The sequence below is a fragment of the Enterococcus sp. AZ167 genome, from assembly GCF_051714025.1.
Classification (GTDB): domain Bacteria; phylum Bacillota; class Bacilli; order Lactobacillales; family Enterococcaceae; genus Enterococcus_D; species Enterococcus_D casseliflavus.
In genome coordinates, this window is the sequence record NZ_JBIORB010000001.1 from 644,830 (window position 1) to 667,725 (window position 22,896).

The window sequence follows — 22,896 nt, forward strand, 5'->3', positions numbered from 1 at the left end:
GAAAGTAGGAGAATAACGTGAAACAATTATCCAGTGCAGAAGTACGCCAAATGTTTTTGGACTTCTTTCAATCAAAAGGTCATTCCATCGAGCCGAGTGCGTCCCTTGTTCCAGTCAACGATCCAACCCTATTATGGATCAATTCAGGGGTAGCAACGCTAAAAAAATATTTTGATGGCAGTGTTGTTCCTGAAAACCCAAGAATTACCAATGCGCAAAAATCGATTCGGACTAACGACATTGAAAACGTTGGGAAAACAGCAAGACATCATACGATGTTTGAAATGCTAGGCAACTTTTCAATCGGCGATTACTTCAAAAATGAGGCGATCCATTGGGCATGGGAGTTTTTGACCTCACCAGAATGGATGGCTTTTGATCCAGACAAATTATATGTCACGGTTTATCCAAAAGACACAGAAGCAAAACGGATTTGGGCAGAAGAAGTCGGCTTACCACCAGAGCATATCGTTGAGATTGAAGACAACTTTTGGGACATCGGTGCAGGACCTTGTGGACCGGATTCAGAGATTTTCTATGACCGTGGTCCTGAGTTTAATGACGTAGCGGAAGATGATCCCGAAAACTATCCTGGTGGCGAAAATGAACGCTATTTGGAAATCTGGAATCTGGTCTTTTCAGAATTCAATCATCAACCAGATGGCTCCTATGAACCATTACCACATAAAAACATTGATACGGGGATGGGGCTGGAACGAATGGTTTCCATCGTTCAAAATGCACCTACCAATTTTGAAACAGACTTGTTTCTGCCGATCATCAATGCAGTGGCAGATTTAAGCGGTCGTGTGAACTACGGCGACAGCAAAACGACAGATATCTCCTTTAAAGTGATTGCAGACCATATCCGCGCGCTTTCTTTTGCGATCGGCGATGGGGCACTTCCTTCAAATGAAGGCCGTGGCTATGTTTTACGTCGTTTATTACGTCGTGCAGTCATGCATGGGAAAAAATTAGGGATCGATACTGCCTTCTTATACAAATTAGTACCGATCGTTGGCGAGATCATGGAAAGCTACTATCCTGAAGTACTAGAGCAGCAAGAATTTATTGAGAAAGTGATCCGCAACGAGGAAGAACGTTTCCATGAAACGATCAATGAAGGGTTAGATATTTTAAATCAAGTGATCGCCCAAGTAAAAGCAGACGGTCAAGATACGTTAGCTGGTCAAGATATTTTCAAATTGTATGACACTTACGGCTTCCCAGTTGAATTGACAGAAGAAGTGGCGGAAGACGAAGGGTTGAAAGTGGACCACCAAGGGTTTGAACAAGAAATGGATGCACAACGTGCCCGCGCTCGTGCGGCTCGACAAACAGAGCTTTCGATGGGCGTACAATCCGCTTTATTGACAGATATCAAAGTAGACAGCCGTTTCGTTGGCTATGATTCACTTGAAGCAAACAGCGAATTATTAGTGATCATCCAAGACGAAGCGTTACATGATTCTGTTTCGACAGGTGAAGCAAAACTGATTTTTGCCGAAACACCATTCTACGCAGAAATGGGTGGACAAGTTGCGGACACAGGCACGATCGTAGCAGAAGATGGTACGATCGTAGCGGAAGTGACGGATGTCAAAAAAGCACCGAACGGTCAGTTCTTGCATACTGCTACAATCAAAGCGCCACTAAAAGAAGGCGTGAACTATTTCTTACAAGTGGATCAGCATCGTCGCAATAAGATCATTAAAAATCATACGGCGACTCACTTATTGCATAAAGCCTTAAAAGAAGTATTAGGCAGCCATGCGAACCAAGCAGGTTCATTAGTTGCTCCAGGACATTTGCGCTTTGACTTTAGTCATTTTGGGCAAGTGACCAGCGAAGAGCTGAGCCAAATGGAACAAATCGTCAACCAGAAAATTTGGGAAGCTCTTCCTGTTGTGACGATCGAAACGGATATCGATACCGCAAAAGGCATGGGAGCGATGGCACTCTTTGGTGAAAAATATGGGCATGACGTTCGCGTCGTCAATGTTGCCGATTGGTCGATCGAATTATGTGGGGGAACCCATGTAGCAAATACGGAGGATATCGGTATTTTCAAAATCGTTTCTGAATCAGGGATCGGTGCTGGTGTTCGTCGGATCGAAGCAGTGACTAGTCAAGAAGCTTATACGTTATTGCATGAAGAAGAAGCGCAATTAAAAGCAATTGCAGGGATCGTTAAATCCGCCCAATTAAAAGAAGTCGTTGCCAAAACAGAACAACTGCAAGCGCAGCTGCGTGAATTGCAAAAAGAAAACGAAGCTCTTGCCAGCAAGTTAGCAAACCAGCAAGCAGGGGATGTTTTCAAAGATGTCAAAGAAGTAAATGGTCTGCGTCTGATCACAGCAAAAGTGACTGTAAAGGACATGAACCAATTACGTCAACTAGCTGACCAATGGAAACAAAAAGACCATTCTGATATTTTAGTGTTAGCTACCGCGAATGATGGCAAAGTGAATCTTTTAGCTGCCATGAACAAAGCATCCAACGAAAAAGGATTGAAAGCGGGCGATTTGATCAAAGAGATCGCACCTAAAGTTGGCGGCGGCGGTGGCGGCCGTCCTGATATGGCACAAGCCGGCGGGAAGAATCCAGAAGGAATCGCAGCAGCACTTGAGACAGCAGCAGCGTGGTTAGCTGCCAAGTAAGCACACTATGGTTGAATCTGTACCCGCGAGTTCCTTTCCTTTAAGAAGATAGGTGAAAGAGGAGCGTAGGTCTTTAACACATTCCTTTTTTGAACGAAGATGACGGAGGGGGAGACCCTTCCGTTATCTTTTTCCTTTTTTCCTACGTGTTATCTGAAAATGCGTTTGATAATTGAAGGGAATTCGCTTTTTTTTCGAAAAAACGATACGAATAGTTGTTTAATTGAATTCCTTCGGGGTAAAATAAGAAAGATGGTTTTTTGAGAGGGTGATGATTTGCTAAACTTTTTTTTAGATCGTAGCAAAAAAAATGGTGTCTACGAACGTACAGCCATCGGGAAATTAGCAGGTAGCCTCGGGTTGCTTTCCAACCTACTATTATTTGCTGGGAAATTTATCATTGGCTTATCTGCCCAGTCTGTTTCGATTATGGCAGATGCCATCAACAGTCTTTCAGATACCGCTTCGTCTATTTTAACATTGATCGGTTTTCGGATCTCTGCGAAACCAGCCGACAGTGAACATCCATATGGTCATGAGCGATTTGAAGCCATCAGTGGGTTTGTAGTATCTTTGATCATCACGTTTGTTGGCGGCCAATTTCTCATTAGCTCTGTGCAACGCATCATGGAACCGACGAGTATCCGTCTTTCCCCACTATTGTTTATCGTTTTGGTCTTATCGATTTTGATCAAAATCTGGCAGGGAGCGATGTACCGCAAACTGGCGAACCTGATCGGCTCTCAAACACTTAAAGCCAGCGGACAAGACAGTCTCAACGATGTGTATACAACGGGGGCAGTTTTGTTTTCAGCGACGATCGAGTGGCTGACTGGCCTACGTATCGATGGCTTTGTCGGCTGTCTGATTGCCTTGTATATTTTGATTAGCGGAATCAAAATGATTCGTTCCTTTATCAACGAATTATTAGGGGCACGCCCAACGCAAGAAGAAGTAGCTGCCATGGAGCAACGCTTGGATCACTATCCGACGATTCTCGGTTACCATGATTTACTGGTTCATAATTATGGACCGAAAAATCGCTTTGCCAGTGTGCATATCGAAGTGGATGAAACGTGGTCTTTACGAGAAGCGCATGAGGTGATTGATGCGATTGAACAAGATTTTCGCCAATCTTTAAAGGTCGACCTGGTCTGTCATCTTGATCCCGTACCAATTCAAGATCAGCAGTATCGGCATCTAAAAAAAGAAGTGTCAAAGATCATTCGCTTCGTTGACGCACAGTTACGGATGCATGATTTTCAGGTCAAAGGAGATCTGTTGGCTTTTGATTTAGTGATTCCCGCAAAACCGGCGTATAGTGATCAAGAAATCGAAGAAATGCTGAAACAAAAAATCAAAGAAACACTAGGGGACTATGAATTGAAGCTTGCTTTCGATCACAGTTACCTATTATAGGGTTACAGGATATAGGAGGAAACTATGATAAAAATGGATATGAGCATGATTTCCACGGTATTATTGGCACTTTTGTTTATTAATACGATCGCTGCCTTTATTACTGTTTTTCGGAAACCACGCTCGATTGCAAGTGTCTTTGCTTGGATGATGACGTTGGTATTCATCCCCGGCATCGGGTTCTTGTTGTACTTGTTTTGTGGTCGGGGGATCGACGGAGAAATTATTTATAAATTTAGTGAGCACCACCAAAGTAGGATCAATGAGTTGAATCAAATCATCAAAGTGCACAATTATTCTTTTCCTGAACATCCTTACTCAGATGACAATCATCTATTAGAGCGCTATTTTAAGAACCTTGATGAATCGCCCTTGACGAAAGGAAACAAAGTAGAATTTTATACAGATGGAAAAGAAAAATTTGCCGCATTGTTTGAGGACATGAAGCAAGCAGAAGATAATCTGCATGTGGAGTATTATTCGTTTTTTAATGATGAGATCGGTGGCCAATTCTTGTCAATCTTGATCGATAAAGCCCGTGAAGGTGTTGAAGTGCGTTTGGTCTATGATCCATGGGGGTCACCGAAGGCCAATCGGAAATTCTTTCAACCGTTGATTGATGCCGGTGGAAAAGTCGTGCCTTTTATCACTTCGAAGAACCTGATCCGCAACACACGATTGAACTACCATCTACATCGAAAAATCGTTGTGATCGACGGTCAAATCGGTTGGACTGGCGGCTTTAATGTCGGCGATCAATATTTAGGAAAAAAGGCCAAATTTGGCTATTGGCGAGACACCCATGCGAGAATCGTAGGTACTGCCAGTTTTACACTACAAGAGATTTTTATTCGTGACTGGAACGCATCTGTAAAAAGAGAAGAGGATCAGCTGGAATACGAGGATCGCTACTTTATTCTACCGCCGAAAGAGCGCTCTGGAAATGTTGATTTGCAGATCGTCGCTGATGGGCCTGAAAGTGAGACCCAAATTCTCAAAGGCGGTTTTGTAAAAATGATCTTAGCTGCCAAAGAATCGATTTGGATCCAAACGCCTTATTTGATTCCTGATGACAGTATGATGAACGCATTGGAAATTGCCATCCACTCAGGTGTAGACGTCCGAATCATGATTCCATGTATGCCTGACCACCCATTCATTTATCGGGCAACACAGCATTATGCCAATTACTTGCATCGCCGTGGTGCAAAAATCTACATCTATAACAATGGTTTCCTCCATGCGAAGACGGTCATGATGGATGATACCATTAGTTCCTTTGGGACGACGAATCAAGACATTCGGAGTTATGCCTTGAATTTTGAAGTCAATGCCTTCGCCTACGATCACGATGTCACGCAAACGTTGAAAGGCTTCTTTGAAGAGGATATGGCACAATCAACATTACTGACGGATGAAATTTTGGCGAAGCAATCTTACTGGTTGCGCTTCAAACAAAACTTCTCTCGGTTATTGTCTCCGATCCTTTAATTTCATCGCTTTTGCTAATCCTTGGCGTGCCAAATGGTCGGCACCTTTGTTTTGACTCTCAGGGACCCATTGGATGATTGCTAAAGCGAACTGTTTCAACAAGTATTGAATTTCTGTTAAATAATCAGAAAAAGCAGGGTTTTTGGTATAATTCTTGTCGATGGTCTGCGCAACGACTTTGCTGTCGGTATAGAGCATAATTGTCTGTTCCTGTAAACCTTTGTCAATCAGCAGCTGCAACGCGTTGACCATCACAGCGAACTCTGCTTGGTGGTTGGTTGAATCAGGTAGCGGAAACGCAATTTGTTCATGCAGATCAGTACCGACAATGACGATTCCACCGCCACTAGGGCCGGGGTTGCCTTTCGTGGAAGCATCAAGATAAACTTTTAACATTGTCTCACCCTTTTTTGATATGATAAAGATAGTATACTAGAAATTTTATGTTGTGAGGAACTTTTATGAAGCGTAAATTGTATTGGCAACCGGAAGCTGCTACAGCGATCATTTATTGGTCGTTTACTATGATGATATTATTTATCAGTTTGATTCTTTCGTTAGAAAATACCAGACCTTATTGGAAAAGCAACCTCGTTTTAGCCGTCTTTTTCTTTTTTGTATGGTTAGGGATTCACCGAAGCATGCTCATCAGGAATGATTTGGTCCTGATTCGCTATGCGCGCTTATGGAAGAAAAGCCTTATTTCTTTACCTGAGATAGAAAAATGGCAAATTATAAACCGTTTAATAAGCATTACCGATCATCAAAAAACGTATACCTTCACGTTGCGTAAAAAAGATGTGGCATGGTTAGAAACTTTTTTTCAAGAAAAAATCCCTGAAAAAAGGGTGCAGGTCAAAACCAACGAGTAATTCATTGGAATCTAGAAAGCAGCGATCACTCCTTTTGGCGTTACAGCCTTAGGAGGGACGTTGTTTTTTGTTTACATAAAGGATTCGTGAAACTTCTTGTAAAAGTGTGAAAAATCTCTCTTTCTTTCTGAATAAAATCAAGTATAATAAGAGCATAGCAAACAAAATACATTTTAAAGTGCTAAATAGTTCGTGAATTGAGGGTAAAAATGAAATCAGATATCGAAATTGCACAAGAATCAATGCCTAAACCGATTATTGAAATTGCTGAACCACTTGGTTTAACAGGCGATGACCTGGAACTTTATGGCAAGTATAAAGCAAAAATCGAATGGTCGGCAATCACCGAAAAAGCAAACAATCCGCTGGGTAAACTCATTTTAGTCACAGCGATCAGTCCGACACCCGCTGGAGAAGGCAAGTCAACCGTGACCATTGGACTTGCAGATGCGTTAAATCAAATCGGCAAGCAAACCGTCATCGCTTTACGTGAGCCATCTTTAGGACCAGTAATGGGCATCAAAGGCGGCGCCACCGGCGGCGGCAAAGCACAAGTGTTGCCGATGGAGGACATCAACTTACACTTCACTGGCGATATGCATGCGATCACAGCAACAAACAATGCCTTGTCTGCATTGATCGACAATCATATCCAGCAAGGCAATGAGTTGGGGATCGACGGACGTCGGGTCACATGGAAACGGGTTGTCGATTTGAATGATCGAGCGTTACGACAAGTGATTGTCGGTCTAGGGGGACCGTTACAAGGCGTTCCCCGAGAAGACGGTTTTGACATCACCGTTGCTAGTGAAATCATGGCGATTTTGTGCTTGGCAACAAGCATTGATAATTTAAAAGAGCGATTAGGAAAGATTTTAATTGGTTATTCTTTTGAGAAACAACCGATTTACGTAAAAGATCTGGCGGTCCAAGGTGCTTTAGCCTTACTTTTAAAAGATGCCCTCAAACCGAATCTTGTTCAAACGATTGAAGGAACCCCTGCGCTGATCCATGGCGGACCTTTTGCAAATATCGCCCATGGGTGTAATAGTGTCATCGCAACCGAGACGGCTTTGCACTTAGGCGAATACACGGTGACCGAAGCTGGGTTTGGTGCTGACTTAGGGGCAGAGAAATTTCTTGATATCAAAACACCGAACTTATCAAAGGCACCAGATGCGATCGTAGTAGTAGCGACGATCAGAGCACTGAAGATGCATGGTGGGGTCGCTGTGGCTGATTTAGGGACAGAAAACTTAAAAGCATTAGAGTTAGGCTTCAGTAATTTAAAGCGACATGTTGAAAACATGCGTAAATACGGGATTCCAGTTGTCGTTGCGCTTAATGAGTTCTCACAAGACACCGAAGCGGAGCGAACACTAGTCGAAACCATGTGCCAGCAAATCGACGTCACCATCGCACGGACAGCCGTTTGGGCAGACGGTGGTGCAGGTGGAACGGATCTAGCAAAAGCAGTGGTTCAAGTAATCGAGGAAAAACCTGCCAACTATCAACGCTTGTATACCGACGATTTGCCTTTAGCGGATAAAGCTTCTTTGATCGTGCGTGAAATCTATGGCGGGGCAGAGGTTGAGTTTGCGCCGAAAGCCAAGGCACAGTTGCAAAGCTTCAAAGAACAAGGCTGGGATCAGCTGCCGATCTGTATGGCAAAAACCCAGTATTCCTTCAGTGATGATCCAAAGCGATTGGGCGCACCAGATGACTTTACAGTAACGATTCGCGAATTCGTGCCAAAATTAGGGGCTGGCTTTATCGTAGCCTTGACAGGTGCCGTGATGACGATGCCAGGATTACCGAAGAAACCTGCCGCCATCAATATGGACGTGACTTCTGATGGCCAAGCGATCGGTCTTTTCTAAAAGAGCACTCACAAACAAAGAAGGCATTCGCGGCATTTGAAACGGAAAAACGGAAAGAGATGATTTGAAAGGACGGGTGCAAGCGGCATTCGTCTTTTTCTCGTTCATTAGACGTGATGGAAGATAAAAGTAGGGATTCTTGTTATAATAATCAAGGAAGCAAGCAAAAGTCTATTTTCTTTCTTTTGATAATCAAGTATACTTAACCAATTGAGGTGATCTTTGTCAATGGAGCTACAACTAACTAGGAGGACTGGTTTTTATGGAATGGGCAGTCCCTTGGAGGTCATGCAAGGAAAAAAAAGAATCGCTGCCATCAATCATCAGCAAACGATTTTTTTGGCGCTGGCTGAGCAGACGCCGATTCGTGTGCGCATGTTTTTTTTAGAAAGTCAGCCTTTTCAGTTACCAAAAGGCCAATCAGCGCTCAAGCTGGAGGTCGTGATGAATCCTGCGCTTAAAAGAATATATATCGGCTTTTATTTAAGCCTTTTTCTCATGATGGGGGTATTGGGCTTATTATCCATCTCCCTTTACTCGTTGCTTTTTGTCGGTGTGTATTTAGTGGCATATTTTGTCTTTGTTTTGATTTATTTAAAAAAAGCGTATCTTATCAAGGAGGTTCCTCATGGCTAGTGGTGCAGATCAATTTTTGAGCAGTTTTAATCGAATCGAAAAGCGGCTTCGTGACGAATTGGATAATCCGCGGAATATGGGTTTTTCTGAAATGGTTCGTCGCTTGTCAAAAAGCAAAAATATCAATGTCAGAAGAGCAGAAGATGATCTATTACAAATGGCTCAGCTGCGCAATGCCATCGTACATGAAAAAATCGGAGAAAACTTTGTCATTGCAGAACCGAATGAATGGGTCGTCAATCGCATCCAAGAAATTGAACACTCCTTACTGGCACCTGAAAAAGTCATGCCGCGTTTTGCGAAACGAGTGACTGGTTTTGAAAAGTACCTGCCATTACCAGAGTTATTGAAAATCGTTGCCCAAAAGCGCTATTCACAATTTCCGATCTATGATAATGGTCGATTTTTGGGCTTGATCACCTTGCGTATGCTGGGTTACTGGTTAGCGAAAGAAAGCCTCCATGGTGAAATCAAGTTGGCAGGCAGAACGGCAGATGAATTATTAGCAGGAGATGGGAAACGATCAAATTATTGTTTCGTGTCGGCTGAAACGACCATCGTAGAAGTGGAAGAATTGTTTCAAAAAAATGCCCTGCTTGAGGCGGTTTTGATCACCAAGGATAAAAATCCGAATGGAAATCTCTTGGGCATCATCCGTCCACGAGATATTTTTAAAGAAGAAAGAGTGGAAAATTTATGATCGCGTTGTTTTTTTTGTTAAGTGCTGTTGTCATTGGCTTGGATCAATGGCTGAAAATTTGGATCGTTGCCAATTATCAACTGGGTGAAACACATTCTCTGATCGACAATGTGTTGTCCCTGACCTATCTTCAGAATACGGGCGCAGCTTGGAGTATTCTAGAAGGAAAAATCACCTTTTTTGCGATCATCACCGTTATCGCGGTTGCTGTTGTTGTTTACCTATTGTTTCGCTACCAAAAAAGCAGTCTATGGTTTCGTTTCGGACTGGCGTTTGTTCTAGGTGGGGCGATCGGTAATTTTATCGATCGATTGCAGCATGGCTTTGTGGTCGATATGTTCCAGCTTGATTTTATCAATTTCCCAATTTTCAATATCGCTGATATGTCATTAGTGTTCGGGGTGATCTTGATTTTTATTTATGCACTGGTAGATGACGAAGCAAAAGGGAAACAAGGAGAATCAAATGGAAAAGCAAATTGAAGTAATCATTAAAGAAGAAAAAGGGCGGGTCGACAAAGTGTTGGCTGAACGCTTGCCAAATCATAGTCGGTCACAAATCCAGCAGTGGCTAAAAGAAGATGCGGTCACATTGAAGGGCGAAACGGTTCGGGCAAATTATAAGGTAAAAGCAGGTGATCACTTGATCATCCAAGTACCAGAACCTGAAGTTGTAGACTTACAACCAGAAAATATTCCTTTGACGATCGTCTATCAAGATGCTGATGTGGCAGTCATCAACAAACCGCAAGGGATGGTGGTTCATCCATCCGCTGGGCATCCAAATGGCACCTTGGTTAATGCGTTATTGTACCATATGGATGATTTATCCACGATCAATGATGTTGTTCGGCCAGGAATCGTTCATCGAATCGACAAAGATACGTCGGGTCTGTTAATGATCGCCAAAAATGATCAGGCACATGAGTCGTTAGCGAAACAATTGAAAGACAAAACATCGTTACGCAAGTACGTAGCATTGGTTCATGGTACGATCAGCCACGAAAAAGGCACCATCAATGCACCAATCGGTCGCTCAAAAGTCAATCGCAAAATGCAAGCCGTGATCGAAAATGGCAAACCCGCTGTCACTCACTTCACCGTGTTGGAGCGCTTCGAGCAGTTCACCTTAGTAGAACTACAGCTGGAAACAGGAAGAACCCATCAAATAAGAGTCCACATGCAGTACATCGGTTTTCCACTAGCTGGCGATCCACTATATGGACCTAAACGCACGCTAAAAGGCAATGGGCAGTTTTTACATGCCAAGCTTCTAGGCTTCACCCACCCAACAACAGGCGAGTCGCTGGTCTTTGAAGCGCCATTACCAGAGCTGTTCGCGGACACGTTAAAAAAATTGCGAAAAAATGATTGATTTTTTTGTGTGAGAACTGTATAGTAATTGTAACAACTAAATAGCTCCTTTAAATGTAGTCCCGTGAGGCTAAGAAGGAATGAGTAAGCAGACGACTCCCGCGTTGGAGATTCGAACCCTTACTAGATGATAACGTGTACCCAAAATCCACAGAATGGGATTTTAGGCAACGATCGGAAAACATGACTCCTACCTCAAGCAGGTAGGAGTTTTTTTATGTTCAAAATTAGGAGGGAATAACATATGGCAGCGAAAGAAGTAGTAGATGCAGTAACAATGAAACGAGCGTTAACGCGGATCACCTATGAAATTATAGAAAGAAATCGCGGCATTGATAACTTGGTGCTGGTAGGGATCAAAACCCGCGGCATCTATATCGCGCAACGAATAGCAGAACGTTTAAAACAACTAGAAGGCGTAGAAGTACCTGTCGGTGAATTGGACATCACCTTGTACCGAGATGACAAAAAGACAGAAGATGATCCAGAGATCCATTCATCAGACATCCCGACTGCCATTGATGGCAAAGAAGTCATCTTGATCGATGATGTCTTGTTTACAGGACGGACGATTCGGGCAGCTTTGGATGCAATCATGGATATTGGTCGACCAAAAAGAATCTCACTCGCCGTTTTAGTTGACCGCGGTCATCGTGAACTGCCGATTCGGGCAGATTTTGTTGGAAAAAATATTCCAACTGCTTTAAGTGAAGAAATTATCGTGGAGATGGAAGAATCAGATGGTTCTGACCGGATCATGATCAATAAAGAAAACGACTAGGAAGAAGAGTGACAGCAACATGCAGAAGCAAGAATTTCGTAATCCAGACGCAGTTTTAGACATCAAAGATCGGCCCAAAGCACTGCCTTGGTTAGGCCTAAGCTTACAACATCTTTTCACGATGTTTGGGGCAACCGTTTTAGTTCCGATCCTCGTTGGGATCAACCCCAGCATCGCATTAGTTAGTTCAGGTATTGGAACATTGGTTTACTTGGTTACGACGAAAGGGAAGATTCCAGCGTATCTAGGCAGCAGCTTTGCGTTTATCGCAGCGATGCAGATGCTGATGAAATCTGACGGCTACCCAGCTATTGCACAAGGCGCCATCACGACTGGGTTGGTCTACGTGATCGTTTCGATGATCATTAAACGTGCAGGTGCTGCTTGGTTGGATAAGATCTTACCACCGATCATTGTCGGTCCTGTGATTATGGTGATTGGATTAGGGTTAGCCGCTAACGCAGCTCAGAATGCGATGTACAATGACTCAGTCTACGATTTCAAGTACATTCTGGTAGCCTTGGCTACCTTAGGATTAACGGTTTTCTTCAATATGTTTCTGCGAGGGTTTTTAGGACTGATTCCGATCCTTCTGGGGATCGTGGGCGGATACTTGATCGCCTTAGCAGCGGGAATCGTCGATGTACAGCCCATCATTGACGCCAACTGGTTTGGCATGCCGAGCTTCGAGATTCCCTTCATTAACTATGAACCAAAACTGTATCTGAATGCGATCACGACGATGGCGCCGATCGCTTTTGTTACCATGACCGAACACATCGGTCATCTGATGGTCTTGAACAAATTAACGAAGCGGAACTTTTTTGAAGAGCCAGGCTTGAACCGAACACTTTTGGGCGATGGTTTTGCTCAAATCGCAGCCGGTCTCGTTGGGGGACCCCCAGTGACAAGTTACGGAGAAAACATCGGGGTTTTAGCCATTACACGGGTCCACAGTGTGTTCGTCATCGGTGGTGCGGCAATTCTAGCCATCGTACTAGGCTTCGTTGGAAAACTAAGCGCATTGATCTTAAGTATTCCTGGTCCAGTCATCTCAGGGATCAGCTTCCTGCTCTTTGGCGTCATCGCTGCCAGCGGGTTGAAAATTTTGATCGACAATAAAATCGATTTTGATCGTAAGAAGAATTTGATCATTGCGTCAGTGATCCTTGTGGTAGGAATCGGCGGGCTTGTCTTCACGGTCGGTACCTTCACCTTATCCGCAATGGCGTTAGCAACTGTCCTAGGAATCTTCTTGAATCTTATTTTACCTGACAGCTCTCGCAGCGAAGAAAAATAACTTGTGCCAACTCATCGTTTAAACAGAATCAAAGGAGGAATTCATTCATGATTATTCAATCCGAAAGAATCAGCTTAAAGCATCTTTTGACGGTCGAAGCATTGACAGACCGTGAAGTGATGGGACTCATCCGCAGAGGACAAGAATTCAAAAGAGGGGCGAAATGGATGCCCCAAAAAGAACAATATTTCGCAACAAATCTCTTTTTTGAGAACAGTACCAGAACCCACAAAAGCTTCGATGTTGCTGAGAAAAAACTAGGGATCGAAGTCATCGAATTTGAAGCCTCCACCAGTTCTGTTCAAAAAGGCGAGACCTTGTATGACACGGTCTTGACGATGTCGGCTTTAGGTGTAGACGTTGCGGTCATTCGCCACGGCGATGAAAACTACTACGACTCTTTGATCCAAAGCAAAACGATCCAGTGCAGTATCATCAATGGCGGGGACGGCAGCGGCCAACACCCAACGCAATGTTTGCTAGATCTGATGACGATCTATGAAGAGTTCGGGCACTTTGGTGACTTGAAAGTCGCAATCGTAGGCGATATCACCCACTCACGGGTCGCAAAATCAAACATGCAAATGTTGAAGCGTCTCGGCGCGAAAGTCTTCTTCTCAGGTCCAAAGGAATGGTATGACGAAGAATTTGAAGTATACGGTCACTGGATGCCACTCGACGAATTGGTCGCAGAAGTCGATGTCATGATGATGCTTCGTGTCCAGCACGAGCGCCATGATGGAACGGAAAGCTTTTCAAAAGAAGAATACTTAAAAAATCACGGGTTGACCGTCGAACGCGCCGCAAGAATGAAAGAGCATGCGATCATTATGCACCCAGCACCAGTCAATCGCGATGTGGAGTTAGCTGATGCCTTAGTTGAAAGCTTACGCTCGCGAATCATCACCCAGATGTCCAATGGCGTCTTTGTTCGAATGGCAATTCTTGAAGCGGTGTTGAACGGTAAGGCCTAACAGGAAAAAAGGAATGAATTAGAGGAGGAAGTTTACATGAAAACACTCATTAAAAACGGTAAAATCATCAAAAAAGACAATCACTGTGTGCCTGCAGCAATTTGGATCGAAGACGGAATCATTCGCGGGATCAGTACAGCATTTCCCGAAACAGATTTTGACGAAGTCATCGATGCCAAAGAGCAATTGATCACACCAGGTTTAGTGGATGTTCATGTACACTTCAGAGAACCGGGCTTTGAATACAAAGAAACAATCGAAACGGGCAGCATGGCAGCCGCTCGTGGCGGGTTTACGACAGTTTGCGCAATGCCAAACCTTGACCCAGTTCCTGATACACCAGAAAAATTAGCAGCTGTTTACGAAAAAATCAGCGCAGATGCATCAATCAATGTCTTACAATACGCTCCGATCACCGAAAACTTGCGCAGCGAAACGTTGACGGATGCAGCTGGAATGAAAGCCGCGGGGGCATTTGCCTTAACAAATGACGGTGTCGGGGTTCAGACTGCTGGCACAATGTATTTGGCAATGAAGCAAGCCGCCGAAAATGACTTGGCCTTGGTTGCCCATACAGAAGATGATTCCTTACTCTTTGGCGGCGTGATGCATGCTGGTAAAAAAGCGGAAGAACTTGGATTGCCTGGGATCTTGAGTGTAACAGAAGCTTCTCAAATCGCTCGGGATGTGCTTTTGGCGGAAGCAACAGGAGCCCATTACCATGTCTGCCATGTCTCTACGAAAGAAAGTGTTCGAGTGATTCGAGATGCCAAAAAAGCTGGGATCCATGTGACAGCCGAAGTTTCTCCCCACCATTTGCTTCTAATCGATGAAGATATTCCTGCCGATGAAGGCTTTTGGAAAATGAACCCACCGCTACGTGGGCAAGAAGACCGTGAAGCGTTGATCGAAGGTCTGTTGGATGGCACGATCGATTGTATCGCGACGGATCATGCCCCACATGGCTATGAAGAAAAAATGCAAAGCTTTTTAAAAGCACCCTTTGGCATCGTCGGATCAGAATATGCCTTCCAATTGTTGTACACTCATTTTGTGAAAACAGGACGCTTTACCTTGCAGCAGCTAGTGGATTGGATGACCGTGAAACCAGCGTCGCTCTTTGGTCTAAGTGCTGGAACGATGATGGTCGGAGACAAAGCCGACCTGGCAATTTTTGACTTAGAATCAGCTTATAACGTGGATCCTAAGCAATTCCTATCAAAAGGAGTCAATACGCCTTTCGGTGGATGGACGTTATATGGGGATACGAGTTATACATTTGTAAATGGTAAAACAGTATGGCAAAAAGGTGGGCAATAATATGAAGCGTTGGCTTATTTTAGAAGATGGAACATACTTTGAAGGCGAAGGGTTTGGTGCCAGTGTCAATGTTTTTGGTGAGATCGTTTTTACCACAAGCATGACAGGGTATCAAGAAGCCATTACGGATCAAAGCTTTAACGGACAAATCATTACGTTTACGTATCCGATGGTTGGCAATTACGGCGTCAACCGAGACGATTACGAATCAATTTCACCAACTTGTAAAGGGGTTGTTGTGAAAGAACACGCGCGTCTAGCGAGCAATTGGCGGAAACAGCTGACGTTAGACGAATTTTTAAAACGCAAAAATATTCCAGGGATCGCAGGAATCGATACACGAGCGCTGACGAGAAAGATTCGTCAACACGGAACCATGAAAGCGAGTATCGTTGATGCAGGCGATGTCTTTGATCATGCCTTTGATCAATTAAAAGCGGCGGTTTTACCAACCAATCAAGTGGCACAAGTTTCTACCTCAAAACCTTATCCAAGTCCTGGAACGGGTCGCAATATCGTGGTCATCGACTTCGGCTTGAAGCACAGTATTTTACGGGAGTTGTCACGCCGCAACTGCAATTTAACGATTTTGCCATACAATACGACAGCGCAAGAAATTTTAGACCTCGCACCAGATGGCGTAATGCTGACGAATGGACCAGGCGATCCCAAAAGCTTGCCAGAAGCAATTAAAATGATACAAGGGATTCAAGGCAAGGTACCAATCTTCGGGATTTGTTTAGGTCATCAGCTCTTCTCATTAGCGAATGGAGCAGATACCTATAAAATGAAGTTCGGTCACCGCGGACTAAATCATCCGGTAAGAGAGATCGCCACTGGTCGGATCGATTTTACCTCACAAAACCATGGCTTTGCTGTGGATGAAGCATCCATCGATCCAGAAAAACTAATGGTGACCCACGTCGAAGTAAACGATGGCACGATCGAAGGAGTTCGTCATCGCCGTTACCCAGCATTCAGTGTCCAATACCACCCAGATGCGGCACCGGGCCCGCATGATGCAGTCCACTTATTTGACGAATTTTTAGAGATGATCGATGCATGGAAGGAGCAGAACTAATATGCCAAAACGTACAGATATCAAGAAAATCATGGTTATCGGTTCTGGACCGATTATTATAGGACAAGCGGCAGAGTTTGATTATGCCGGTACACAAGCTTGTTTAGCTTTACGAGAAGAAGGCTACGAAGTGGTGTTAGTCAATTCGAATCCCGCAACGATCATGACGGACAAAGAAATTGCTGACAAAGTCTACATTGAACCAATCACATTTGAGTTCGTCTCACGGATTTTACGTAAAGAACAGCCTGATGCAATTTTACCGACATTAGGCGGACAAACGGGCTTGAATATGGCGATGGAATTAGCCAACTCAGGTATTTTGGATGAATTAGGAATTGAGTTGCTAGGAACCAAATTAGCAGCAATCGACCAGGCAGAAGACAGAGATTTATTCAAACAATTAATGGAAGAATTGGATCAACCGATCCCAGAATCAGAAATCGTGTCAACGGTGGAAGCAGCAGTTGAATTTGCGAAAAAAATCGGCTTTCCAATCATTGTTCGTCCTGCATTTACGCTAGGGGGAACGGGCGGCGGCATGTGTAACAATGAAGAAGAACTTCGCCAAATCGCTGAAAACGGCTTGAAGCTCTCGCCAGTGACCCAATGCTTGATTGAACGGAGTATTGCTGGATATAAAGAGATTGAATATGAAGTGATGCGAGATTCTGCTGACAACGCGATCGTCGTTTGTAATATGGAAAACTTCGATCCAGTCGGTATCCACACCGGCGATTCCATCGTCTTTGCGCCGAGCCAAACTTTGTCAGACCATGAATACCAAATGTTACGGGATGCCTCATTAAAAATCATCCGCGCGTTAAAAATCGAAGGTGGCTGTAACGTTCAATTGGCGCTTGATCCTCATAGCTTCAACTACTATGTCATTGAAGTAAATCCACGGGTCTCACGTTCCTCTGCGTTAGCAAGTAAAGCTACAGGGTACCCGATTGCCAAACTGGCAGCGAAAATTGCCGTCGGTTTAACATTGGACGAAATGAAAAACCCAGTCACAGAAACCACCTATGCAGAATTTGAACCCGCCCTTGACTATGTCGTCGCAAAAATTCCTCGCTGGCCGTTTGACAAGTTTGAAACTGGGGAACGTCGATTAGGAACACAAATGAAAGCGACTGGTGAAGTGATGGCGATCGGTCGTAATATTGAAGAGTCATTATTAAAAGCCGTTCGTTCATTGGAGATCGGCACACACCATATCGAAATGAAAGAATTAGAAGCTCTTTCTGACAATGATCTGATGGAAAAAGTCATCAAGGCGCAAGATGATCGCCTATTCTACGTCATGGAAGCCATCCGAAGAGGGTACACCATCGAAGATTTGAACGAAATGACGAAAATCGACTTGTTCTTCTTGGATAAGATGCTTCACATCTTTGAGATCGAACAAGCATTAGCAAACGAACCACAATCCCTTGATGTGTTGAAAAAAGCCAAGCAAAACGGCTTTACGGATAAAAAGATTGCTGAGCTGTGGGAAACAACGGAAGCTGAGATCCGCACGCTGCGTCATGAGCAAAAGATTTTGCCCGTCTACAAAATGGTAGATACATGTGCCGCAGAATTTGAATCAGCAACACCTTATTTCTACAGCACCTATGAGTTTGAGAATGAAAGCAAGCGCAGTGAAAAAGAATCTGTTCTTGTCCTAGGTTCTGGACCGATCCGAATCGGACAAGGGGTGGAGTTCGACTATGCAACAGTGCACTCGGTGAAAGCGATCCAAGCTGCTGGCTATGAAGCGATCATCATGAACAGTAATCCTGAAACGGTTTCGACTGACTTTTCTATCTCCGACAAGCTGTACTTTGAACCATTGACCTTAGAGGATGTCTTACACGTGATCGACTTGGAACAACCAATTGGGGTCATCGTCCAATTTGGCGGGCAAACGGCGATCAACTTAGCAGAGCCTTTAGTAAAAGCTGGGGTCAAAATCTTAGGCACCAGCATTGAAGATCTTGATCGTGCCGAAAATCGTGATCTCTTTGAGCAAGCATTACAAGCGCTAGATATTCCGCAACCACCAGGGGATACAGCGACGAATGAACAAGAAGCGATCGCCATCGCTCAAGAAATCGGCTATCCTGTTTTAGTCCGCCCAAGTTATGTCTTAGGGGGACGTGCGATGGAAATCGTGGAAAACCAAGCCGATTTAGAAGATTATATGCGTCATGCAGTGAAAGCATCACCAGAACATCCTGTTTTGGTCGATCGTTACTTGGTCGGTAAAGAATGTGAAGTCGATGCTATCTGTGACGGCAAAACTGTTTTGATACCTGGAATCATGGAACATATCGAGCGTGCAGGGGTCCATTCAGGAGATTCAATGGCGGTCTATCCACCGCAAAATCTTTCGGATGAACTAATTGCTACGATCGAAGAATATACCAAACGCTTGGCATTAGGTTTAAATTGTATCGGTATGATGAATATCCAATTTGTCATCCATGAGAACAAAGTGTATGTCATTGAAGTAAATCCTCGTGCTAGCCGAACCGTACCATTTTTAAGCAAGGTAACAGAGATCCCAATGGCCCAAATTGCCACGAAGGCGATTCTCGGGGAAGAGATCACAGCGTTAGGTTATCAAGACGGACTTGCGCCAACGCCAAATGAAGTACACATCAAAGCACCTGTCTTCTCCTTTACAAAACTTTTAAAAGTCGATACTTACTTAGGCCCTGAAATGAAATCAACGGGTGAAGTAATGGGATCAGACAAAGATTTGGCAAAAGCACTTTATAAAGCTTTTGAGGCATCAGGCCTGCATATTCCTGAATTTGGAAAAGCACTTTTCACCGTTGCAGACGAAAGCAAAGAAGAGGCAGCAGCACTGGCAGCGCGTTTCGTAGAGGTCGGCTTCACCTTATTGGCTACCAATGGAACCGCCGATTACTTTGAAGAAAAAGGACTACAAGTGACTCGGGTTGCCAAGATTTCCGAACAGCAAGCAGAAGAAACGGTTGTTGATTTGATCCGTAAAGGAACGACCCAAGTTGTAGTCAATACCATGGACAAAGATCGCCAAAATGCAACGGAAGACGGATTTATCATCCGCCGAGAAGCGGTGGAACATGGTGTACCGACCTTTACTTCTCTTGATACAGCGGATGCGATTCTAAAAGTGATGGAATCCCGCAGTTTTTCAACAAAAGCAATTTAACGCAGATAAAGGAGTTTTTTGATGAAGCAAGAAATCATGACCATCAGCAAACAGCGTCAACTGGCACCGCGGATTTTTGAAATGACATTGACGGGTGAATTAGTCAATGAGATGAGGACCCCAGGGCAATTTCTACACCTGCGGGTTCCTCAAAATGCCTTTCTTCTTCGCCGACCGATCAGTATCAATCATATTGATGCTGAGAAAAAAGAATGCCGAATCATTTATCGGGTCGAAGGAGATGGCACAAGAATTTTTTCAGAAATGACTGTTGGTGATCCAATCGATGTGATGGGGCCGTTAGGAAATGGGTTTCGCTATCATCATTTAAACCAGGGGGACACTGCATTTATCGTAGGTGGCGGTATCGGTGTACCGCCGCTCTATGAATTATCGAAACGCCTGACACAACAAGGCGTCCACGTCATTCACTTTTTGGGCTTTGCCAGCAAAGACGTCATGTATTATGAAGAGGAATTTCGCGCACTGGGAGATACGAGGATCGCTACCGATGATGGCAGCGCGGGTTTACAAGGAAATGTTGGCAACCTGTTATTAGCTGCAGAGCAAACACCTGCGGCGGTCTTTGCTTGCGGAAATAACGGTCTTTTAAAAACCACCGCCCAGCTTTTCGAAGACCTTCCAGATGTTCAATTATCAATGGAGGCGCGAATGGCTTGTGGGATGGGTGCCTGTTATGCCTGTGTTTGCCATACGAAAGATGATGAACAAGGCACAAAAAGTGTCAAAGTTTGTGACGAAGGGCCTGTATTTCAGGCGAGAAAGGTGGTCATTTAATGTCGATCAATGTCGAGCTACCCGGATTGAGTCTAAAAAATCCGATCATGCCTGCCAGCGGCTGTTTTGGGTTTGGTGCAGAATATGATAAATATTATGACATCAGTCAATTAGGTGCGGTGATGATCAAAGCGACCACACCTGAACCACGTTTCGGCAATCCGACCCCAAGGGTAGCAGAAACGCCTAGCGGTATGTTAAATGCCATCGGGTTGCAAAATCCTGGGTTAGAAGCGGTCATGAATCAAATTTTGCCCGACTTGGCTCAAAAACACCCCGATTTGCCAATCATCGCGAATGTTGCCGGTTCGACCGTCGAAGATTATGTTCTTGTGTGTCAGGAAATCAGTCAGGCAGAAAATGTCAAAGCGATCGAATTGAATATCTCTTGCCCGAACGTCAAGCATGGCGGTATCACGTTCGGAACCGATCCTACGGTTGCTGGTGCATTGACTGAAGCGGTCAAAAAAGTCTCGCAAGTGCCGATCTATGTCAAACTTTCGCCGAATGTGACGGATATCGTCCCAATTGCGCAAGCGATCGAAGCAGGCGGCGCCGACGGGTTTACGATGATCAATACACTTTTAGGCATGCGGATCGATCTAAAAACACGGAAACCAATTTTAGCTAACCAAACGGGGGGCTTGTCTGGTCCGTCAATCAAACCAGTGGCGATTCGCCTGATCAAACAAGTGGCGCAAGTTTCTCAATTACCAATTATTGGCATGGGGGGCGTGATGTCAGTGGATGATGTCCTTGAAATGTATCTGGCAGGTGCTAGTGCTGTTGCAGTCGGAACCGCAAACTTTACCGATCCTTACATTTGCCCAAAGTTGATTGAAGAATTGCCTATACGAATGGCAGAATTAGGAATCCCTTCTTTGGAACAGCTGATAAAAGAAGTGAGAGAGGAGCACATGTGATGAGTGAACGGCCAATTATTGCCTTAGATTTTCCTAACATACAGGCTATTGAAACTTTTTTAGCGCATTTTCCTAAAGAGGAAAAGTTGTTTGTGAAAGTGGGAATGGAGATTTTCTACCAAGAAGGACCAGCGATCGTTACTTGGTTAAAAGACTGTGGTCATGATATTTTTTTAGATTTAAAACTACATGATATTCCCAATACAGTAGGACGAGCAATGGAACGCTTAGCTTCTTTAGGTGTGGCTTTGACGAATGTTCATGCAGCCGGTGGGATCGAAATGATGACTGCTGCTAAAAAAGGCCTGCAGCAAGGAACCCCCGCAGGGCACAAAGTTCCTGATTTGATTGCAGTTACCCAATTGACCTCCACTAGTGAGGCACAAATGCATCATGATCAGCAGATCATGACGTCACTGCAAGAAAGTGTCATGCATTACGCCACTTGTGCCCAAAAAGCTGGGTTAGACGGTGTTGTTTGCTCCGCTCACGAAGCAAAGCAGATCAAACAAAAGACAACGGATGCCTTCATACGCTTGACCCCTGGTATCCGACCAGCCGGCAGTGAAGTTGGTGATCAAAAACGGATCATGACACCTGCACAAGCTCGTAAAGCAGGGGCTACCATGATCGTTGTGGGACGTCCAATCACCCAATCTAAGGCACCGTATGAAAGTTATCTGCAAATAAAACAAGAATGGAAGGAAGCTAGCCAATGAAAGAACAATCCAATCAAATCGCCAAAGATCTTTTAGACATCGAGGCGATTTTCTTACGACCGAATGAACCATTTACTTGGGCAAGCGGCATCAAAAGCCCTATTTACTGCGACAATCGAATTACTATGAGTTATCCACATGTACGTCGCGCCATTGCGAAAGGCTTAGCTGCAGTCATCAAAACGACTTACCCAGAAGCAGAAGTGATTGCAGGGACCGCAACAGCTGGGATTCCCCATGCTGCATGGGTCGCTGAATTGTTAGATTTGCCAATGGTTTATATTCGCAGCAAAGCAAAAGAACACGGTAAAGGCAATCAAATTGAAGGGCGTATTCAACCAAATCAAAAAATGGTCGTCATTGAAGATTTATTGTCAACAGGTGGCAGTGTCTTAGAAGCTTGTGAAGCAGCCAAAAGAGAAGGAGCCGATGTATTAGGCGTCGCTGCGATCTTTACTTACGAGCTGCCTCAAGTCCAAGAAAATTTTGATCAAGCAGGTTTATCCTATGTGACTTTGACAAACTATACAGCGTTGATCGAGTCGGCTTTAGAAACGGGTGCTATTCAAGAATCTGATGTTGCCCTGTTACAAGAGTGGCGTAAAGATCCTGCTGCTTGGTTGAGTGAATAAGGAATTGAAATAAGAAACGGATATGTGAGGAAATGACCAAGCATATTCGTTTTATTTTTACCTATTTTCTGATAGCATTGGGAGAAAGTTTTTTGATAGGAAGGGCTATACCTTGCTGTCAACTTGAATTAGGAGGCTGTTTTTTTTGAA

Annotated in this window: 20 protein-coding genes; 19 read left to right on the plus strand and 1 reads right to left on the minus strand. The window is 44.2% G+C overall.

Features of this window, described 5'->3' with window-relative positions; genetic code table 11:
• Window positions 1-17 precede the first annotated feature (17 nt).
• The 3 genes from alaS (at window position 18) to cls (ending at window position 5,570) form a co-directional block, all read left to right on the plus strand.
• The gene (gene alaS, locus IGJ05_RS03025; RefSeq protein ID WP_010748381.1) at window positions 18-2,660 is read left to right on the plus strand and encodes an alanine--tRNA ligase; all 2,643 of its coding nucleotides are present in this window, start codon (window positions 18-20) and stop codon (window positions 2,658-2,660) included.
• A 276-nt stretch (window positions 2,661-2,936) separates the two neighbouring features.
• Complete coding sequence (locus IGJ05_RS03030; protein ID WP_081116312.1) at window positions 2,937-4,079, plus strand: cation diffusion facilitator family transporter; 1,143 nt, start codon at window positions 2,937-2,939, stop codon at window positions 4,077-4,079.
• A 24-nt stretch (window positions 4,080-4,103) separates the two neighbouring features.
• Window positions 4,104-5,570, plus strand: a complete 1,467-nt coding sequence (gene cls, locus IGJ05_RS03035) for a cardiolipin synthase (protein ID WP_015509734.1) — start codon at window positions 4,104-4,106, stop codon at window positions 5,568-5,570.
• On the opposite strand, the gene IGJ05_RS03040 is transcribed toward cls, so the two are convergent.
• Window positions 5,550-5,966, minus strand: coding sequence for a ribonuclease HI family protein (locus IGJ05_RS03040; protein ID WP_005226128.1), 417 nt, complete (start codon window positions 5,964-5,966; stop codon window positions 5,550-5,552). The genes cls and IGJ05_RS03040 overlap by 21 nt on opposite strands.
• A gap of 65 nt (window positions 5,967-6,031) precedes the next feature.
• On the opposite strand from IGJ05_RS03040, the gene IGJ05_RS03045 reads away from it, so the two are divergent.
• The 16 genes from IGJ05_RS03045 (at window position 6,032) to pyrE (ending at window position 22,746) form a co-directional block, all read left to right on the plus strand.
• Window positions 6,032-6,442: an EbsA family protein gene (locus IGJ05_RS03045; protein ID WP_010748378.1), complete on the plus strand. Its 411-nt coding sequence runs from the start codon at window positions 6,032-6,034 to the stop codon at window positions 6,440-6,442.
• Window positions 6,443-6,651: 209 nt separating this feature from the next.
• Window positions 6,652-8,322, plus strand: coding sequence for a formate--tetrahydrofolate ligase (locus IGJ05_RS03050; RefSeq protein WP_010748377.1), 1,671 nt, complete (start codon window positions 6,652-6,654; stop codon window positions 8,320-8,322).
• A 228-nt stretch (window positions 8,323-8,550) separates the two neighbouring features.
• The gene (locus IGJ05_RS03055) at window positions 8,551-8,958 is read left to right on the plus strand and encodes a hypothetical protein (protein WP_010748376.1); all 408 of its coding nucleotides are present in this window, start codon (window positions 8,551-8,553) and stop codon (window positions 8,956-8,958) included.
• Window positions 8,951-9,658 (plus strand): CBS domain-containing protein, encoded by a 708-nt coding sequence (locus IGJ05_RS03060; RefSeq protein WP_010748375.1) that lies wholly within the window; start codon window positions 8,951-8,953, stop codon window positions 9,656-9,658. Before IGJ05_RS03055 ends, IGJ05_RS03060 begins: the two co-directional genes overlap by 8 nt.
• Window positions 9,655-10,140 (plus strand): signal peptidase II, encoded by a 486-nt coding sequence (gene lspA / locus IGJ05_RS03065; RefSeq protein ID WP_005226122.1) that lies wholly within the window; start codon window positions 9,655-9,657, stop codon window positions 10,138-10,140. The genes IGJ05_RS03060 and lspA overlap by 4 nt, the downstream gene beginning before the upstream one ends.
• Complete coding sequence (locus IGJ05_RS03070) at window positions 10,124-11,032, plus strand: RluA family pseudouridine synthase (protein WP_005226121.1); 909 nt, start codon at window positions 10,124-10,126, stop codon at window positions 11,030-11,032. Before lspA ends, IGJ05_RS03070 begins: the two co-directional genes overlap by 17 nt.
• Window positions 11,033-11,275: 243 nt before the next feature.
• Window positions 11,276-11,812 (plus strand): bifunctional pyr operon transcriptional regulator/uracil phosphoribosyltransferase PyrR, encoded by a 537-nt coding sequence (gene pyrR, locus IGJ05_RS03075; RefSeq protein ID WP_005231374.1) that lies wholly within the window; start codon window positions 11,276-11,278, stop codon window positions 11,810-11,812.
• Window positions 11,813-11,831: 19 nt separating this feature from the next.
• Window positions 11,832-13,112: a solute carrier family 23 protein gene (locus IGJ05_RS03080; protein WP_438725011.1), complete on the plus strand. Its 1,281-nt coding sequence runs from the start codon at window positions 11,832-11,834 to the stop codon at window positions 13,110-13,112.
• Between the two features lie 47 nt (window positions 13,113-13,159).
• A complete protein-coding gene (locus IGJ05_RS03085) occupies window positions 13,160-14,086 on the plus strand; it encodes an aspartate carbamoyltransferase catalytic subunit (RefSeq protein ID WP_317719803.1) in 927 nt (308 codons plus the stop codon).
• Window positions 14,087-14,122: 36 nt separating this feature from the next.
• Window positions 14,123-15,406, plus strand: a complete 1,284-nt coding sequence (locus IGJ05_RS03090) for a dihydroorotase (RefSeq protein WP_010748373.1) — start codon at window positions 14,123-14,125, stop codon at window positions 15,404-15,406.
• Between the two features lies 1 nt (window position 15,407).
• Entirely contained in the window at window positions 15,408-16,487 is a 1,080-nt protein-coding gene (locus IGJ05_RS03095) for a carbamoyl phosphate synthase small subunit (RefSeq protein ID WP_010748372.1), read from the plus strand.
• A gap of 1 nt (window position 16,488) precedes the next feature.
• On the plus strand, window positions 16,489-19,674 hold the full coding sequence (carB, locus tag IGJ05_RS03100; protein WP_010748371.1) for a carbamoyl-phosphate synthase large subunit: 3,186 nt from the start codon (window positions 16,489-16,491) through the stop codon (window positions 19,672-19,674).
• 21 nt (window positions 19,675-19,695) lie between these two features.
• Window positions 19,696-20,472, plus strand: a complete 777-nt coding sequence (locus IGJ05_RS03105) for a dihydroorotate dehydrogenase electron transfer subunit (RefSeq protein WP_005226114.1) — start codon at window positions 19,696-19,698, stop codon at window positions 20,470-20,472.
• The gene (locus tag IGJ05_RS03110; RefSeq protein WP_010748370.1) at window positions 20,472-21,395 is read left to right on the plus strand and encodes a dihydroorotate dehydrogenase; all 924 of its coding nucleotides are present in this window, start codon (window positions 20,472-20,474) and stop codon (window positions 21,393-21,395) included. Before IGJ05_RS03105 ends, IGJ05_RS03110 begins: the two co-directional genes overlap by 1 nt.
• The gene (gene pyrF, locus IGJ05_RS03115; RefSeq protein WP_010748369.1) at window positions 21,395-22,114 is read left to right on the plus strand and encodes an orotidine-5'-phosphate decarboxylase; all 720 of its coding nucleotides are present in this window, start codon (window positions 21,395-21,397) and stop codon (window positions 22,112-22,114) included. Before IGJ05_RS03110 ends, pyrF begins: the two co-directional genes overlap by 1 nt.
• Window positions 22,111-22,746, plus strand: a complete 636-nt coding sequence (pyrE, locus tag IGJ05_RS03120; protein WP_005226111.1) for an orotate phosphoribosyltransferase — start codon at window positions 22,111-22,113, stop codon at window positions 22,744-22,746. The genes pyrF and pyrE overlap by 4 nt, the downstream gene beginning before the upstream one ends.
• Window positions 22,747-22,896: the final 150 nt, after the last annotated feature.